Origin of the sequence: Sediminicoccus sp. BL-A-41-H5 (genome assembly GCF_050632405.1) — a bacterium.
Lineage (GTDB): Bacteria > Pseudomonadota > Alphaproteobacteria > Acetobacterales > Acetobacteraceae > Roseococcus.
Map to the genome: position 1 here is coordinate 3,364,233 of NZ_CP192601.1, position 15,213 is coordinate 3,379,445.

The 15,213-nt window shown below is 70.1% G+C and carries 13 protein-coding genes; 3 read left to right on the top strand and 10 right to left on the bottom strand.

All coding sequences use genetic code 11. The features are described from left to right. Nucleotides 1-20: 20 nt before the first annotated feature. Complete coding sequence (locus tag ACQ860_RS16485; protein WP_431304422.1) at nucleotides 21-614, top strand: DUF2889 domain-containing protein; 594 nt, start codon at nucleotides 21-23, stop codon at nucleotides 612-614. Between the two features lie 150 nt (nucleotides 615-764). Here ACQ860_RS16485 and ACQ860_RS16490 read toward each other — a convergent pair whose 3' ends face one another. The 9 genes from ACQ860_RS16490 to ACQ860_RS16530 all read right to left on the bottom strand — a co-directional run bounded on the left by ACQ860_RS16490 (nucleotide 765) and on the right by ACQ860_RS16530 (nucleotide 12,948). After that, complete coding sequence (locus ACQ860_RS16490; RefSeq protein ID WP_431304423.1) at nucleotides 765-3,908, bottom strand: efflux RND transporter permease subunit; 3,144 nt, start codon at nucleotides 3,906-3,908, stop codon at nucleotides 765-767. A 6-nt stretch (nucleotides 3,909-3,914) separates the two neighbouring features. Then, nucleotides 3,915-5,087: an efflux RND transporter periplasmic adaptor subunit gene (locus ACQ860_RS16495; RefSeq protein WP_431304424.1), complete on the bottom strand. Its 1,173-nt coding sequence runs from the start codon at nucleotides 5,085-5,087 to the stop codon at nucleotides 3,915-3,917. Between the two features lie 221 nt (nucleotides 5,088-5,308). Beyond that, nucleotides 5,309-7,096: a polysaccharide biosynthesis/export family protein gene (locus ACQ860_RS16500; protein ID WP_431304425.1), complete on the bottom strand. Its 1,788-nt coding sequence runs from the start codon at nucleotides 7,094-7,096 to the stop codon at nucleotides 5,309-5,311. Further along, nucleotides 7,086-8,465 (bottom strand): capsule biosynthesis protein, encoded by a 1,380-nt coding sequence (locus ACQ860_RS16505; protein ID WP_431304426.1) that lies wholly within the window; start codon nucleotides 8,463-8,465, stop codon nucleotides 7,086-7,088. Before ACQ860_RS16505 ends, ACQ860_RS16500 begins: the two co-directional genes overlap by 11 nt. Further along, complete coding sequence (locus ACQ860_RS16510; protein WP_431304427.1) at nucleotides 8,422-9,069, bottom strand: ABC transporter ATP-binding protein; 648 nt, start codon at nucleotides 9,067-9,069, stop codon at nucleotides 8,422-8,424. The genes ACQ860_RS16505 and ACQ860_RS16510 overlap by 44 nt, the downstream gene beginning before the upstream one ends. Nucleotides 9,070-9,076: 7 nt before the next feature. Beyond that, nucleotides 9,077-9,880 carry an ABC transporter permease gene (locus ACQ860_RS16515; protein WP_431304428.1) on the bottom strand — a complete coding sequence of 268 codons (804 nt, stop codon included), beginning with the start codon at nucleotides 9,878-9,880 and terminating at the stop codon, nucleotides 9,077-9,079. A 7-nt stretch (nucleotides 9,881-9,887) separates the two neighbouring features. Next, the gene (locus ACQ860_RS16520) at nucleotides 9,888-10,226 is read right to left on the bottom strand and encodes a hypothetical protein (RefSeq protein WP_431304429.1); all 339 of its coding nucleotides are present in this window, start codon (nucleotides 10,224-10,226) and stop codon (nucleotides 9,888-9,890) included. 244 nt (nucleotides 10,227-10,470) lie between these two features. Next, nucleotides 10,471-11,817, bottom strand: a complete 1,347-nt coding sequence (locus tag ACQ860_RS16525; RefSeq protein ID WP_431304430.1) for a tetratricopeptide repeat protein — start codon at nucleotides 11,815-11,817, stop codon at nucleotides 10,471-10,473. Between the two features lie 3 nt (nucleotides 11,818-11,820). Beyond that, nucleotides 11,821-12,948, bottom strand: coding sequence for a CaiB/BaiF CoA transferase family protein (locus ACQ860_RS16530; protein ID WP_431304431.1), 1,128 nt, complete (start codon nucleotides 12,946-12,948; stop codon nucleotides 11,821-11,823). A gap of 60 nt (nucleotides 12,949-13,008) precedes the next feature. Here ACQ860_RS16530 and ACQ860_RS16535 point away from each other — a divergent pair, with 60 nt between their 5' ends. Both ACQ860_RS16535 and ACQ860_RS16540 read left to right on the top strand, forming a co-directional pair. Continuing rightward, nucleotides 13,009-13,947 (top strand): Bug family tripartite tricarboxylate transporter substrate binding protein, encoded by a 939-nt coding sequence (locus tag ACQ860_RS16535; RefSeq protein WP_431304432.1) that lies wholly within the window; start codon nucleotides 13,009-13,011, stop codon nucleotides 13,945-13,947. A gap of 1 nt (nucleotide 13,948) precedes the next feature. Further along, a complete protein-coding gene (locus ACQ860_RS16540) occupies nucleotides 13,949-14,929 on the top strand; it encodes an NADPH:quinone oxidoreductase family protein (RefSeq protein ID WP_431305773.1) in 981 nt (326 codons plus the stop codon). A 140-nt stretch (nucleotides 14,930-15,069) separates the two neighbouring features. Here the strand turns inward: ACQ860_RS16540 and ACQ860_RS16545 are convergent, their stop codons facing one another. Next, nucleotides 15,070-15,195, bottom strand: coding sequence for a hypothetical protein (locus ACQ860_RS16545; protein WP_431304433.1), 126 nt, complete (start codon nucleotides 15,193-15,195; stop codon nucleotides 15,070-15,072). Nucleotides 15,196-15,213: the final 18 nt, after the last annotated feature.

Sequence of the window (15,213 nt, forward strand, 5' to 3'; positions counted from 1 at the left end):
CAAAAGCCTATCTCTTGAGGATGCCGCTCTCAGCCCCCGCCCCCCGCAAGCTCGAACATCTGCGCGACATCCAGCTGCGCGGCTATGTGCGCGAGGATGGGCTGGTGGATATCGAGGCGCACCTCACCGACACCAAGACCTACGGCTTCCCCTCCGAGCATCGCGGCCAGGTGGGCCCGGGCGACCCCATCCATGGCATGTGGGTCCGGATGACGATCAACGAGGACATGCTGATCATCGCCTGCGAGGCGGCCTCCGACCACACGCCCTTCGCCGTCTGCACCGGCGCCACGCCCGCCTTCGCCAAGCTCGCCGGGCTGACCATCGGCCCCGGCTTCAACCGCGCGGTGAATGAGCGCGTGGGCGGCGTGCTGGGCTGCACCCATCTGCGCGAGGTGCTGGCGCAGATGGGCACCGTGGCCTTCCAGACCATGTGGCCGCTGCGCAACCGCCGCCAGGCGGCGCAGCGCAAGGCGGAGGCGGCGGGCGCGCCCCGCAAGCGGCCCGCGCTGCTCGGTACCTGCCACGCCTATGCGCCGGACAGCCCGGTGGTGCGCAAGAAGTGGCCCGAGTGGAGCGACCTCGCCGAGAAGCGGGAAGAGGCGCAGATTTAGCCGCCCTCAGGCGCCGGGCGCCGCCTCCGGCGGCTTGGCTTCGCCGCGCGGCTGGTGCGCCGGGCCAATAAACCTGTTGGGCGGCGCCGGCCGCGTTGCGGCCGGATTCTTGGGGCGTCTGCTGATGTTGGGGGAGACCTTTCGGCCGCTTCAATGCGCCTTGGCGGGTTCGCCCTCGCGCTTGCCGAACATCCCCTTCACCCGCTCGCGCAGCGCCTGGAACACCACGTAGAGCATCGGGATCATGAAGATGCCGATGACGGAGGCGGCCAGCATGCCGCCGAAGACCGGCAGGCCCACCGCCTGGCGGGACAGCGCGGCCGCCCCCGTGGCGGTGATCAGCGGCACCAGGCCCAGGATGAAGGCGAAGCTCGTCATCATCACCGCCCGGAACCGCATCTTGGAGCCCAGCACCGCGGCCTCGCGGATGGAGAGGCCCTTCTCACGCTGTTCCTTCGCGAATTCGATGATCAGGATGCCGTTCTTCGCCGCCAGCGCGATGAGCACGACAAGCCCGATCTGCGCATAGACGTTGAGCGGCAGCCCCGCGATGACCAGCGCCCCGAAGGAGCCGAGGCCACCCACCGCGACCGAGAGCAGCACCGGCACCGGGATGGTCCAGCTCTCATACAGCGCCACCAGGAAGAGGTAGGCGAAGAGCAGCGCGAGCGCGATCAGCGCGCCCGTCTGGCCCGAGGCCTGGCGCTCCTGGAAGGCGGTGCCGGTCCAGTCGAAGCTGTAGCCCGAGGGCAGGACGCGGCCCGAGATCTCCTCCATCGCCATCATGGCATCGCCCGAGGAGATTCCGGGACGGCCCTGGCCGTTCAGCGTCAGGCTGCGGACATTGTTGTAGCGCTGGATGGTCTGCGGCCCGAGCACGACGCGCACATCGGCGAAGGCGCGCAAGGGCACCATCTGCCCGCGCGAATTGCGCACCTGCAGGCGCCAGATGTCGGGGATGTCGTCGCGGTCCGCCGCCACCGCCTGGATGTTCACCTGCCAGGTGCGGCCGAACAGGTTGAAGTCGTTCACGTAGAATCCGCCGAGCGAGGCCTGCAGCGTGGTGAAGATGTCGCTGATGCGCACGCCCAGCGCCTGTGCCTTGTCGCGGTCCACATCCAGGTAGAGCGAGGGCGTGGTGGGCGAGAAGGTGGAGAAGACGGCGGCCAGACGCGGGTCCTGGTTGGCCGCGATCATCATGCCCATCATGGCGCCGCCCAGCTCCACCGGGTCGCGCCCCTCATAGTCCATCAGCTGGTATTCGAAGCCGCCGCCGGTGCCCAGGCCCAGGATGGGCGGCACGTTGAAGGCGAAGACATTGGCGACGCGGAAGCCCGCCGCGAAGCCGAAGACCGAGCGGATGCCGTTGAAGACGCTGGCCTCCACCGTCTTGCGGTCCTCGAAGGGCTTCATGCGCGCGACCAGGAAGGCCGAGTTGGACTGCGCTCCGCCGTCGATGAACGAGAATCCGATGATGGAGAGGATGTTCTCGATGGCCTCGTTCTGGCGCAGGAAGTTCTCCACCTGGATCGTCGCCTCGCGCGTGCGCGCAACCGAGGAGCCCTGCGGCAGCTGGAGCTGCACGAAGAAGGCGCCCTGATCCTCGTTGGGCAGGAAGCCCTGCGGTGTGCGCGTGCTGAGCGACATGATGCCCCAGGCGAAGACGCCGGTGAGCAGGATCGAGAGGAAGGCGACGCGCACCAGGCGGCCCACGATCCAGGCATAGCCGTCGCGCACCTTATCGATGGCGCGCAGCACATACTTGATCGGGCCGCGCTTCTGCCCCTCATGCCGCAGCACGATGGCGCAGAGCGCGGGCGAGAGCGTCAGCGCATTGATCGCCGAGATGATCATGGCCACGCTGATCGTCACCGCGAACTGCTTGAACAGGACGCCCGAGACGCCGGAGATCAGGCCGATCGGCACGAAGACCGAGAGCAGCACGAGGGTGATGGCGATGATGGGCGCCGTGATCTCGGCCATCGCCTTGTTGGTGGCCTCGGCCGGGGTGAGGTCGGGCTCTTCCTCCATCACGCGCTCGACATTCTCGACCACGACGATCGCGTCATCCACCACGATGCCGATGGCGAGCACCATGGCGAGCAGCGAGATGGTGTTGGCCGAATAGCCCAGCGCGAAGAGCACCGCGAAGGTGCCGATGAGGCTGACCGGCACCGCGATGGTCGGAATGATGGTGGCGCGCATCGAGCCCAGGAACAGGTAGACCACGATGACGACGAGGATGAAGGCCTCGATCAGCGTCTTGATCACCTCGTACATCGTGTCGGTCACGAAGGTGGAGGTGTCGTAGATCACGGTGCTGCGCATCCCCTCGGGGAAGCGCTGGCCCATGGTGGCGAGCGTGCGGCTGACGAGCTGCGCCACCTGCACGGCATTGGCGCCGGGCGAGAGATAGACGCCCATGGTGACGGTGGATTGCCCGTTCAGCCGGGCCTCCACATCCATGTTCGCGGCCCCCAGCTCGACGCGCGCGAGGTCGCGCACGCGCAGCACCGAGCCGTCGGGGTTGGCGCGGATGATGATGGCGCCGAATTCCTCGGGCGTGATCAGGCGGCCCTGGGTCTGGATGTTGAACTGGAACTGCTGGTCCTCGCCGATCGGCCGCGCGCCGATGCGGCCCGCCGCGGCCTGGATGTTCTGCGCCTGGATGGCCGCGATGACCTCCGACGGCGAGACGTTGAGGTTGTTCAGCCGGTCCACCTCGAACCAGACGCGCATGGAGTAGTCCTGCGCGCCGAACATCTGCACATCGCCCACGCCGGGCAGGCGACGCAGCGTGTCCAGCATGTTGATGGTGACGTAGTTCGAGAGGAAGAGCGGCGGATGCTCGGGATTGGTGGACGAGACGCCGATGAACTGCAGCACGGCCGAGGATTGCTTGCGCACGGTCACACCCGCGCGCTGCACCTCCTGCGGCAGCCGCGCCAGGATGCCCTGCACGCGGTTGTTCACGTTCACCGTGTTGATGTCGGGGTTCGTGCCGAGCGCGAAGGTGACGGCCAGCGTGTAGCTGCCGTCGCTGCCGGAGTTGGAGCGCATGTAGAGCATGCGGTCCGCGCCGTTCACCGCGCTCTCGATGGGCTGGGCGACCGTCGCCTCCACCACGCCGGCCGAGGCGCCGGGGTAGCGGGCCGTGACCTGCACCACGGGGGGCACGATGTCCGGGAATTGCGCGACCGGGATGTTGAACATGGAGAGCGCGCCGGCCAGCGTCATCACGATGGAGATGACGATGGCGAAGCGCGGGCGGCGGACGAAGATGGCGGAGAACATGCGGCGTCAGCCCGGCCGGCCCGCGGGGGGCGGGGCGCCGGGCCTGACGCCGGCGGGGGCGGCGTTCACCGGCTGGCCGGGGCGGACGCGCTGGATGCCCTCGGTGATGACGCGGCTCCCGGCCTCCACGCCGCTTTCGATCACCGCCGTGTCGGCCGTGCTGCGGCCGAGCGTCACGTTGCGGCGCTGCGCGCGGCCCTCGCCATCCACGATGAAGACGAAGAAGCCCGCCTGGTCCTGCGCGATGGCCGAACGCGGGATGGTGACGGCCATGACGGGCTGCGCGCCTTCCAGCAGGACGGTGACGAACTGCCCGTCCACCAGCTGACGCGCGCCGATGTCGTTCTGCTGCATCCCCGCCCGGATCGGGTTGGGGATGCTGGCGCGGACCAGGATCGAATCCGTGTCGCGGCTGATCTGCGTGTCGATGAAGTCGATCCGCCCCGGCAGCGGGTAGATGGTGCCGTCCGACTGGCGGATGCGCACCACCACGGCGGACGCACCGCCGCGGCCCTCATAGCGCTCCAGCAGCTCGAGCGCGGTGCGCTGGGCGATGGTGAAGGCCACCCGCATCGGATCCTGGCTGACGATGGTGGCGAGCGGCTCGCTGGAGGGGGAGACGACGTTGCCGGGCGTATAGGTGGAGCGGCCGATGGCGCCGGCGAAGGGTGCCGTGATGTTGGTGTAGGCCAGGTTGATCTCGGCGACGCGGACCGCCGCCTGGGCGCCGAGCAGCGCGGCGGCGGAGGTGCGCTCCTGCGCCTGGGCATTGTCCAGCGCCACCTGGGTGCCGGTGCCGGTCGTCCGCAGCTCCCGCGCGCGGGCCAGCGAGGTGCGGGCATTGGTGAGCTGCGCCTCGGCCGAGGCGACATTGGCCTGCGCCTGTTCCACCTGCGCCTCGAAGGGCGCGCGCTCGATGCGGAAGAGGAGCTTGCCCTCCTCCACCTCGGTGCCCTCGCGGAAGAGGCGCTCCTCCAGGAAGCCGGTGATGCGGGCGCGCAGCTCGACGCGATTGATCGCCTCGATGCGGCCGATGAACTCGGTGCTTTCGGTGACCGGTTGGCGCTGCGCCTCGACCACGCCGACGGCCGGCGGCGGGCCGCCGGGGCCCATCTGCGCCTGGGCGGGCTGGATCACCGAGGCCGCCGTCAGGAACACCGACGCAACGAAAAACCGCATGCAGAGAGACCCTTTTGGCGACGGGCCGGGAGGGCCCATCGCGAAGCTTCCCTCATCTGCAACCCAAGCGGCGGGGCAGGTCAACCCAAAATTGTGCAACGCCGCAATGCCGGCCGGGACCGCGAGCCGACGCGGATCGCGGCCGATCGCCAGGTTTTCCGGGCTCCCGCGCGGGCGGGGCGCCACGTTCCGTCCGCCCCGCTGGCCCGCGCCCTGTTACTCTAATTCACGGGGACGAAGACGCGGGCCGCCAGCGCCGCCTGGAAGAGCACCTGCATGATGTCCTGCGCGACCTGGAGGTTGCGCGGATCAATGCGGGGCAGGGCGATCACCTCGTCGCCCGCGCGGGGCGGCTCACGCGGGTCGAGGATGACCTCGCCCGAGGCGCGGCGGATCATGATGCTGTTCATGTTGCCGCGTGCCGTCAGGCCGCCCGCCTCGCGGATCAGCTCCGGCACGGTGATGCCCGGGCGCCAGAGGATTGCGCGCGTCGCCCCCACCTCGCCGGTGACGAGGACCGTCTCGCGCCGCTCGGGGATGACGATGATGTCGTTGTCATCCAGGCGGATGCTGTTGCAGCGCCCGCCGCTGAAGACGACGATGCGGCCCTCCGGCACCACGCGCCGCGCGCGCTGCAGGTAGGAGGAGATCATCTGCGCCTCGGAGGAGCGGATGGCGGCGACACCCTGGGTGGGCGAGACGGCGAGGAAGAGCGCGCGTTCCAGCCGGTCCGCCGCCTCGGCGAGCGCGCGGGTCTGCTGCGCGGCGACGCTGGCGCGCAGGATGTAGATGCTGCTGGTGTCGGCCAGCGTCGGGTCCACCTCGATGTAGTCCAGCACGTTGCAGAGCTGGGCATCGCGGTTCATCACCAGCACCGAGGGGCCGATGCGGCTGCCCTCGACGGTGACGCGGACGGTCTGCATCGGGCGGTCGGTGATGAAGGTCACCACGTCCTGGTCGGAAAGGCGCTGGGAGGCGAATTCGCCGAGCGTGCTGTAGCGCGAGAAGGGCCGGCCATCCCGCGTGCCCTGGATGATGGCGTTGGTGGCGCTGGGCAGGGGGCGGGCGTATTCGATCAGCTCGCGCCCCGTCATGATCTGGCCGGGCACCTCGAAGAGGAAGTTGTTGCGCACGCCGCCCGTCGCACCCACCAGGGCGCGCTGCCGGCCGACGACGATGGTGTCGCCTTCCTGCAGGCGCAGCGGCGGCAGGCGGCCGTCGAGCAGGAAGCGGTAGAGGTCCACGCTGGCCGCCTGGCGGCCGCCGCGCAGGATGGAGATCTCGCGGAAGCTGCCGCGCGAGGGGTCCACGCCGCCGGCACGGACCAGGAAGTCGATCACGGAATCCGCCGCGCTGCCGGCGAAGCGGCCGGGCGTGCGGACGAAGCCGGTGACGAAGACGCCGATGCGCTGCGCCGAGAGAGTCGTCGCATAGACCTGGACCTGCTGCGTGTAGAGGCGGCGGACCTCCTGCTCCACGCGGGCCTGGATGTCACCCGAGCGGGTGCCGGCGAGCGGGATGGGACCGACATTGGGCAGGAAGAAATTGCCCGAGGGGTCGATCACGCCGCTCTGCTCGGCATCCACGGCGCCCCAGACGCGGACCGCGACGCGGTCCCCCGGGGTGAGGACGTAGTTCGGATTCACCGCATCGGAGGAGGCGGCGGCCGATTGGGTGAAGAGGGAAGCGCCGAAGACCGCGGTCGGCCGGCCGGCGGCGCGGTTCATCTCGCCCAGCGGCAGGGCGGCCATGGCGCCGGCCTCGGCCTCCGTCGTGCTGCCGAGGCGGTTGGTGCCGGGGTCCCCCGGGGGGGCGGCAAGGGCGCCGGCCGCGCCACCCGGAGCCCCGCCGGCGGGCGCCGCGCCAGCTTGGTTGGCGAAGCTCGCCGCGGCCGCGGCCAGGTTGGGAGGCACCCCGCCGCCGAACAGGTTCTGGGCCTGGACCCCGGCCGGGATCAGCCCGGCGAGACCAGCCGCGACGACGAGGGGGCGAAGAAAGTCAGCGCGCATGTTCTCTCATTCCGGTCAGGATCAGCCAGGCCATGCCATAGAGGACGGTGAGGCTGAGGAAGACATAGAGGCTCGCCCAATAGGGCAGGGGGAAGAGCGATCGCTCGGCGAGGTTGGGGTCCACCACGCGCGAGAGGAAGACGGCCTGGCGCGCCGAGTCGGAATTGGCGCGGTCGAGCACGATCACATTGGCTTCGAGCTGGGCCTGCGCCAGCTGCACCTCGGCGGTGAGCCGCGCGAAGGTCTCCATCTGCTCGGTCACGCCCGTGGAGGCGGTGGCGATGCGCGCGCGCTCCTCCGCCACCTGGGCCTCCAGGCCGCGGATGCGGTTTTCGAGGTTCACGATCTGCGGGCTGCCGGGGCGGGCGAAGGCCTGCAGGGTCTGCAGGTCGCTGCGCGCGCGGGCGATATCGGACTGCAGGGCGTTGATCGTGGCGACCGCGGCCGAGGCGGTGGCCGAGGGGTCCACCTCGCGCTCCTGCTGGCGGAACATGGTGAGCGCCACGCGCGCATCGGTCAGCCGGCTCTCGGCGCGGCGCAGCTCCGTGCGGGCGACGCGCATCGCCTCCTCGCGGATCTTGGTGTTCATGTCGTTGACCAGATCCTCGCTGAGTTCGAGGAGGCGGTTCGACAGGGCCAGGCTGTCCGAGGGGCGGAAGGTCCAGACGCGCAGGTCGGAGATGCCGGTGGTGGGGTCCACCGTCACGGTCACCTGCCAGCGGTAGAACCAGCGCAGGCGCTCCGCCGTCGGGTGGGGCCACCAGAGGCGGAAGAGGGGGTCGGCCTCCGGGCGGCGGAAGATCTCGACGAGGTCGAGCGTCTCGCGCGTCTTGCGGACGGCGTCGTGCGAGAGAAGGAAGTCCCGCACGGCCGCGACATTCTCGGGCGAGGGGATGAAGCCGGCCGAGCCCAGGATCTCGCCGCCCGCGCCGGTCATCGCGGCCACGCGCGGCATCTGCGCGCGCACCGTGAAGCGGGATTCGCTCACATACTGGGGCGCGGCGATGAAGAAGAGGTAGAAGGCCGCGATCAGGCTCGGCAGCACCACCCACATGGTGAAGGGGTGCTCACGCATCCAGTCGCGCCAGTTCCGCCGTCCGCCCATGCTGCCGACCGGCGGCAGCGTCCGGCCCGAGAGCCGGTCCGTCATGCTCGCGCCGGCCCGCAGCGCGGGGGTGCGCGCGGGTGTCGCGCGCAGCGCCTTGTCGCGCGCGCCGGTGCGGGCCGTGGCCGTACGCCCCGCGCCATCGCCCCCGGCCGGCCTGACCTGGGACGTCACCGCCGCGGGCGCCGCCGCCGGCGCGCGCGTCAGGCCCGTGGCGGGGCTAAAGCTGCTCGTATTCGGCGAAAGCCTGGTCCAGATCTTCATGGAAAGTCAGCCTCCCTTCGTGGAGGATCGCGGCGTGGGAACAGAGCTGGCGAACCGTATTCGTCTGGTGTGAAACAAGGATCAAGGCGCTGCGTCCGCGCCGGGCGAGGAGCGCCTGGCGGCATCGCTCGGCGAAGCGCGCGTCACCGGCCGCGATCACCTCGTCGATCAGGTAGCAGTCGAAATCCACGGCCATGGAGAGCGCGAAGATCAGCCGCGCCTTCATGCCGTCGGAGTAGGTCTTGACCGGCTTGCGGAACTCCTCGCCGATCTCGGAGAATTCCTGCACGAAGCTCTCGACCCAGTCGGTCGGGCGATCATAGAGCCGCGCGATGAAGCGGGCATTGTCCGCGCCCGTCAAGGCGCCATGCACCGCCGCGTCATAGCCCATCGGCCAGGAGACGCTCATCCGCCGGCGCACGCGGCCCCGCGTCGGGTGCTCGACGCCGGCCATGATCTTCATCAGCGTGCTCTTGCCCGCGCCGTTGCGGCCCAGGATGCCGACCGCGTCGCCCGGCAGGAAGGTGGCATCGATGCCCGATAGCACCTCGCGCGTCACGCCGTTCTTCGTGTAGCTCTTGCAGACGCCTTCCAGTTGCAGCATGGCGGCCTCAATGCTCCATGTGGGGCTTCGCCGCCCGCAGCGCGCAAAGCCCGATGAAGTTCACCACGATGATCCAGCCGATGATGTAGGTGAGGTCATAGCTGTAGGGGACGCGACGGCCGAATTGTCCCTCCCGCGTGAACTCCATGATGTGGATGAGGGGCGACCAGAGCAGGACTTCCTGCATCGGGCCGGGCAGCCACCAGACCATGTAGAACATCCCCGAGAACGGGATGGAGAGATAAGTGAAGGGATGAACGATGCGGTCCACCAGCTGCGCGTTGATGCCCGTGCCCGCCAGGAAGATCAGCCCCGTGCCGTGCGCGAGCAGCATCATCATGACGGCCCCCCACATCATCTGCAGCGGGTCGGACGGCCAGTCGCCCAGCGCCATGCCGATCATCAGCAGGAAAATCGCGATGCAGATGGCGACGGCCGCGCCGTCCAGCACGCTGCGCGACCACATCACCGCCTCGATGGTGACGCGGGAATGGTAGAGCAGCTGCTGGTTGGCGGCGACGCCATGCGTCGAGCGGCCGACCAGGGTGCGGAACAGGTAGAAGAGGATGTAGCCGATCAGGAAGAAGCTGAACTTGTTCAGGTCCCCCGGCATTGCGGCGCTGCCGCGTGATGCCAACTGCCAGAGGCCCACGCCCACGCCCAGCATCGCGGGTTCCATGAAAAGCCAGACATAGCCCAGATTCTCGCGGCCGAAGCGCGTGTGCAACTCGCGGATCATGAGCGCGACCATCACCCGACCGCGCATGCGGATGACCTGGATCAGCCCGGGGTCCTTGCCCGCGAGGTCCATGCAGCGGCTACCGGAAGCTGCCGCGCAGCAGGGGCGTGGAGGAGACGAACTGGCCGGCGCCGTTGCTGCAGGCGACCGCCGCGCGCTCGCCGGTGCCCGAGCCCAGGATGATCTCCCGGCATTCGCGCCCGCTGGCCGCGTTGTAGGAGCGCACGAGGCGCGCGCGTTCGCCGTTCACGAAGCCCACGCTGCCCGGCGTCGCGGTCGCAGCGAAATCGCCCAGCGGGTCCGGCCCGCGTGGCACCGCGTTGACGGGCGGCGGCGGCATGCTGGAGGCGACCGGCGTGAAATCGGGCCATTGCATGCCGCAGCCGGGCAGGAGGGCGAGGGCGAGAACGCCGAACATCCATTTCGTGTGCTGCAAAGGCAACAAACCTTTCGTCATGGTGAGGGGTGCGGCCTTCATCCCTCGAAAGGTCGGTTTTCGACGATCTGTGACGATCTGACCAGCCCGCACGGCTCACTCCGTGGATCCGGGCCGCTTTATACTCGGCATGTCTACGTTTGACACCGCAAAAAGATTTTTCTGTCAGATCATCGAATCAGGACAAGGAGTTGGCCCAGGGGTCGGGGCCAAAGGGGGGCGAGGCTCAGCCGCGCCAGCCGATGGCGGCCGAGCGGTAGCCCACCCGGCGCTCGGGCGGCGTGGGCCAGCGGCCGGTGACGCGCTCCAGCAGAAGCGCGGCATCGGCCTGGAGCCCGGCGGCCACGGCGCAGTCGAGGAAGAGCTGCTCCAGCACATCCTGCTGGGCGTGGCTGCCGCCCAGCTCATGCATGCCCCCCAGCGCGGGGCGCATCACGGCGACGGCGGCGGCGTGCATCCCGCGCGCCCGCAGCAGCAGCGCCTCGCAGCAGGGGATTGCCGCTTCGCGCACCACGCGGGGATTCTCGCCCGTGTTGCTCATCGCATAGTCCCGCATGGCGGCCAGCATGCGGTCCGCCGCCTCGAAGCGGCCGGTGGCGCAGAGCGCCATCATCCAATGCGGCAGGGTGAAGGCGGAGAGGCAGTCGCCGATGCGGGCCTCGGCCTTCTCGGCCAGCTCCTCCCAGCGGTTCCCCACATCCACGCCCTGCCGCTCCAGCCGGAACAGCATGGAGGCAGCGTTCTGGCAGTCGATGTAGAGGTCGGGCTGCATCTGCGTCACCGGGCTCTCCAGGTTGCGGAAGCCGGTGTCGTAGAGGCGCAGCACCTCGGCATGCTCGCCGCGCTCCAGGTGGAACATGGCCTGGTGCCAGAAGATGTGGTGCATCAGGTTGTTGCCGCCCTCGAAATGCGGGCTGAGGCCGGTGATCCAGGCGATGCCCTCGGCCCGGCGGCCCTGCATCTCCAGCACATGGGCCACGGCATGCGCGGCCCAGAGATCGGCCGGGTCGCGCCGGATGGCCTCGCGCCCCGCATGCTCGGCGATGAGCAGGTTCCCCGCCTCCTCATTGGCGAAGGCGCGGCAGGCGAGGACGGAGCCATAGCCCGGCACGTCGCCCTCCCAATGCGGCAGGATGCCCTCCACCGCGTTCCACATGGCCGGCGCCTTGCCCATCCAGAAGGCGGCGAAATGGTGGAAGCGGAAGGCCAGGATGTCGCGCGGGTGCTCGGCGATGATGCGCTCCCAGATGGCGATCGCGCGGTCCTGCCCGCCCTCGGCCCAGGCGTCCAGCGCGGCCAGGTGCATCTGCTCGCGCGCATTGCCGCCGAGCTTGCGGGCCTGGTCGAGCGCGACCTTGGCGGCCGGCACATGGGCGGCCTTGTAGGCCAGCATGGCGAAGCCCGCCTTCATCATGACGGGCAGCGGCGCCTCGGGGTCCAGTTGCAGGACGGATTTCAGGCGAAGCGGCGTGTCCAGGCGATATTTGAGAAAGCCATCCACCATGTGGTCGAAGGCACACGCGGCCTCGGCGGAGGCGAAGGTTGCGCGGTTGCCCTGGGCGTCATGGGCCATGGTTCAGATCCCCCATTCGGCGAGCAGCGCCTCGGTATCCTCGCCCAGCGCGGGGGCGGTCTGCTCCCAGGCGCCGAAGCCCGGGATGGCCGGGAAGGGCAGGGCGCCGAGCTCCGGCTGTTGCAGCACGGGGGCGGCGCCCACGGCCTGGACATGCGGGTCGGCCAGGAATTCCAGCGGCGTGTTCACGCGGTCACAGAGCAGGCGGGCGCCCTGCAGCAGCGTGACCCATTCGGCGGCGTCGCGCGTCAGGAACTCGTCGCGCAGGATGGAGATGAGGGCGGGCTTGTTGGCGAAGCGCGTCCTGAAATCGGTGAAGCGCGGATCCTCCAGCAGATCCGCGCGGCCGATGGTGCGGCAGAGGTTCACCCATTCCTCCTCCCGCACCAGGGCGAACATGATCCAGGCGCCGTCCTTGGTGGGGTAGCTGCCGGCGGGCGTGTTCAGCTCGCCCGGCAGGCGGCCGAGCAGGCCGGATTCCGAGATGGGCAGCACCATGAGCGAGGCCGCGGTCTGCATCAGCGAGACATCGAGGTGACGGCGGCGGGGCGCGCGGCCGGCCGCGGCATCCTGCGCGCGTTCGGCGAGCGCCGCCTGGCAGGCGGCGAAGGCGGAGATGCCGGTGACGACATCCACCACCAGCGTGCCCGCCTTGTGCGGCACGCCATCGGCGCCCGTGTTGACGGCGACGAGGCCGGAGAAGGCCTGGGCGATGCCATCGGTGCAGGGGCGCTCGCGATAGGGGCCCGATTGGCCGAAGCCCGAGACGGAGACGCAGACGGCGTCTTCCTTCGCGGCCTCGGGCGCGAGGCCGATGCGGGCGGCGACGCCGGGGCGGAAGGCCTCGATCAGGATGTCCGCGCGTGCCGCGAGTTTCGCCACGCGGGCCTGCCCTTCGGGCGTGGCGAGGTCCAGCACCAGGCTGCGCTTGCCGCGGTTGAAGGCGGTGTGCATGACGCTGTGGCTGCCGGCGCGGGAGGTGAGCCCGCGCGACCAGTCGCCCTTGGGCGGCTCCAGCTTGATGACGGTGGCGCCGGCCTGGGCCAGCAGCATGCCGCAATAGGGGCCGGCGATGCCTTGCGCGGCGTCCAGCACGACCAGGCCTTCGTAGGGCTTCAAGGGTTGGGACATGGCGTTCCTCGTGGTTGCGCCTATCATCCTCCAAAATCCAAGGCTGGAAAGGGAGGGCGGATGAACGCGACGAGACGGGCCATGCTGGCCGTGCCGATGCTGGGTCTCGCGGGGGGCGCACAGGCGCAGGAGCGGCCCATGCGCTTCATCGTGCCCTATCCGCCAGGCGGGCCGACCGACCTGGTGGGGCGCGTGGCGTCGGCGGGCATGCAGCCCTCGCTGGTGGAGAACCGGCCGGGGGCGGGGGGTGCCATCGGCGCGGGCGAGGTGTCGCGCGCGGCGCCGGACGGGACATTGCTCCTGGTGAATGCCTCGGCGCATGTCATCGTGCCGCATCTCCAGCGCAACATGCCCTATGACGCGCTGATGGATTTCACGCCGATCAGCGAGATCGTGAAGGTGCCGCTGGTGCTGGTGGTGAACGAGGCTGTGCCGGCGCGGAACGTGGCGGAGCTGATCGCGCTGGCGCGGGCGCAGCCGGGGCGGCTTTCCTATGCCTCGTCGTCCATCGGCGGCGCGCCGCATCTGGCGGGCGAGCTGTTCAAGCTGATGACGCGGACGGACATGGTGCATGTGCCCTATCGCGGCTCCGGCCCGGCCCTGCAGGACCTGCTGGGTGGCACGGTGCAGGTGATGTTCGACAGCCTGGCGTCCTCGGCCGGGCATGTGCGGGCGGGGCGGCTGCGTGCCTTGGCCGTGACGACCTCGGCCCGGCTGCCCACGCATCCGGATCTGCCGACGGTGGCGGAGACGGTGCCGGACTATGAGATGACGACCTGGTACGGGATGTGGGGGCCGCCGCGCATGGCGCCGGCGCTCGCCAATCGCATCCAGGAGGGCGTGGCGCGGATGGCGGCGACACCCGAGGCGCAGGCGCGCTTCGCCTCGATGGGGGCGGAGCCGGTGGCAAGCACGCCGGCCGCCTTCGCGGCCTTCGTGCGGGCGGAGTTCGACCGCTTCGGGCGGCTGATCCGCGAGGCGGACATCAAGGGTGAGTGAGATGATGCGGGCGCTGATCTGCGAATCCTGGCGCGACTTCGACGCGCTGGAGCTGAAGGACGTGCCCCGCCCGCCGATGCGGCCCGGGGCGGTGCGGATCAAGGTGGCGGCGGTGGGGGTGTCCTTCGCGGTGCAGCTCGTCGTGGCCGGCAAGTATCAGCGCAAGCCGCCGCTGCCCTTCGCGCCAGGGACGGAAGTGGTCGGCACAGTGCTGGAAGGGCCGCTGCCGGTGGGCACGCGGGTGTTTGCCGCGCTGGACTGGGGCGGTTTCGCGGAGGAGGCGGTGGTGGACGCCATCCATGTGGTCCCCATTCCCGACGGGCTGCCGCTGGAACCCGCCGTGGCCTTTCCGATCAGCTACCCGACGGCGGCCTCGGCGCTGATGTGGCGCGGGCGGGTGCAGGCGGGCGACTGGGTGCTGGTGCATGGCGCGGCGGGCGGCGTGGGGCTGGCGGGCGTCGAGATCCTGAAGGCGCTGGGCGCGCGCGTCATCGCGCGGGCGGGTGCCGCGAAGCAGGCGATGCTGCATGCGCGCGGCGCCGATGCGGTGCTGGACAGTGATGCGCCCTTCCGGGACGCGGTGCGGGAGATCACGGGGGGCGCGGGCGTCGCTTGCGTGCTGGACACGCTGGGCGGCGATGTCTTCGACGAATCGCTGCGCTGCCTGGCCGATGGCGGCACGCTGGTGACGGTGGGCTATGCGGCGGGGCGCATTCCGACGGTGCCGGCCAATATCCTGCTGCTGAAGAACATCGCGGTCGCGGGCCTGAACTGGGGCACCTATCTCGGCTGGTCGCCGGGGGATGGGCGCGAGGGCCATGCGGCCCGGGTGCGGGCGCTGTGGGATCAGCTCATGGCGTGGTGGGCCGAGGGGAAGCTGCGGCCGGAAGTGCATGCGGGTTTCCCGCTCGCGCAGTTCCGCGAGGCGATGGCCGAGGTGCGCGGGCGGCGGGCCGTGGGGCGGGTGGTGCTGCGGCCCTGAGGGGGCGCGTCACGAGAAGTGCCGGCCCGCGGGGGCGAGGGCGCGAATGCGCCGCGCCGCTTGCGGGGCGAAGCCAAGGGCCGCGCAGGCGGCCTGCCGGCGTCTGAGCCGCACGAAGGCTCCGCCTTCGTGCCGTCACATCAGAGGCGCACGCCCGTGGTGGCGAAGCGCTGCTCCGTCGTTTCCTGCACGCGCGTGTCGAGCACGAAGGCCGCGGCGACGGAGAGGATGGTGGCGGCGAGGATGCCCGTGATGACGGCCTTCATGTTCTTGTCTCCCGGATA

Excerpts from the sequence above, each read along its gene's own strand:
- ACQ860_RS16485 (WP_431304422.1), top strand. The coding sequence starts at position 21 with ATGCCGCTCTCAGCCCCCGCCCCCCGCAAGCTCGAACATCTGCGCGAC.
- ACQ860_RS16490 (WP_431304423.1), bottom strand. The coding sequence starts at position 3,908 with ATGTTCTCCGCCATCTTCGTCCGCCGCCCGCGCTTCGCCATCGTCATC.
- ACQ860_RS16495 (WP_431304424.1), bottom strand. The coding sequence starts at position 5,087 with ATGCGGTTTTTCGTTGCGTCGGTGTTCCTGACGGCGGCCTCGGTGATC.
- ACQ860_RS16500 (WP_431304425.1), bottom strand. The coding sequence starts at position 7,096 with ATGCGCGCTGACTTTCTTCGCCCCCTCGTCGTCGCGGCTGGTCTCGCC.
- ACQ860_RS16505 (WP_431304426.1), bottom strand. The coding sequence starts at position 8,465 with ATGAAGATCTGGACCAGGCTTTCGCCGAATACGAGCAGCTTTAGCCCC.
- ACQ860_RS16510 (WP_431304427.1), bottom strand. The coding sequence starts at position 9,069 with ATGCTGCAACTGGAAGGCGTCTGCAAGAGCTACACGAAGAACGGCGTG.
- ACQ860_RS16515 (WP_431304428.1), bottom strand. The coding sequence starts at position 9,880 with ATGGACCTCGCGGGCAAGGACCCCGGGCTGATCCAGGTCATCCGCATG.
- ACQ860_RS16520 (WP_431304429.1), bottom strand. The coding sequence starts at position 10,226 with ATGTTCGGCGTTCTCGCCCTCGCCCTCCTGCCCGGCTGCGGCATGCAA.
- ACQ860_RS16525 (WP_431304430.1), bottom strand. The coding sequence starts at position 11,817 with ATGGCCCATGACGCCCAGGGCAACCGCGCAACCTTCGCCTCCGCCGAG.
- ACQ860_RS16530 (WP_431304431.1), bottom strand. The coding sequence starts at position 12,948 with ATGTCCCAACCCTTGAAGCCCTACGAAGGCCTGGTCGTGCTGGACGCC.
- ACQ860_RS16535 (WP_431304432.1), top strand. The coding sequence starts at position 13,009 with ATGAACGCGACGAGACGGGCCATGCTGGCCGTGCCGATGCTGGGTCTC.
- ACQ860_RS16540 (WP_431305773.1), top strand. The coding sequence starts at position 13,949 with ATGATGCGGGCGCTGATCTGCGAATCCTGGCGCGACTTCGACGCGCTG.
- ACQ860_RS16545 (WP_431304433.1), bottom strand. The coding sequence starts at position 15,195 with ATGAAGGCCGTCATCACGGGCATCCTCGCCGCCACCATCCTCTCCGTC.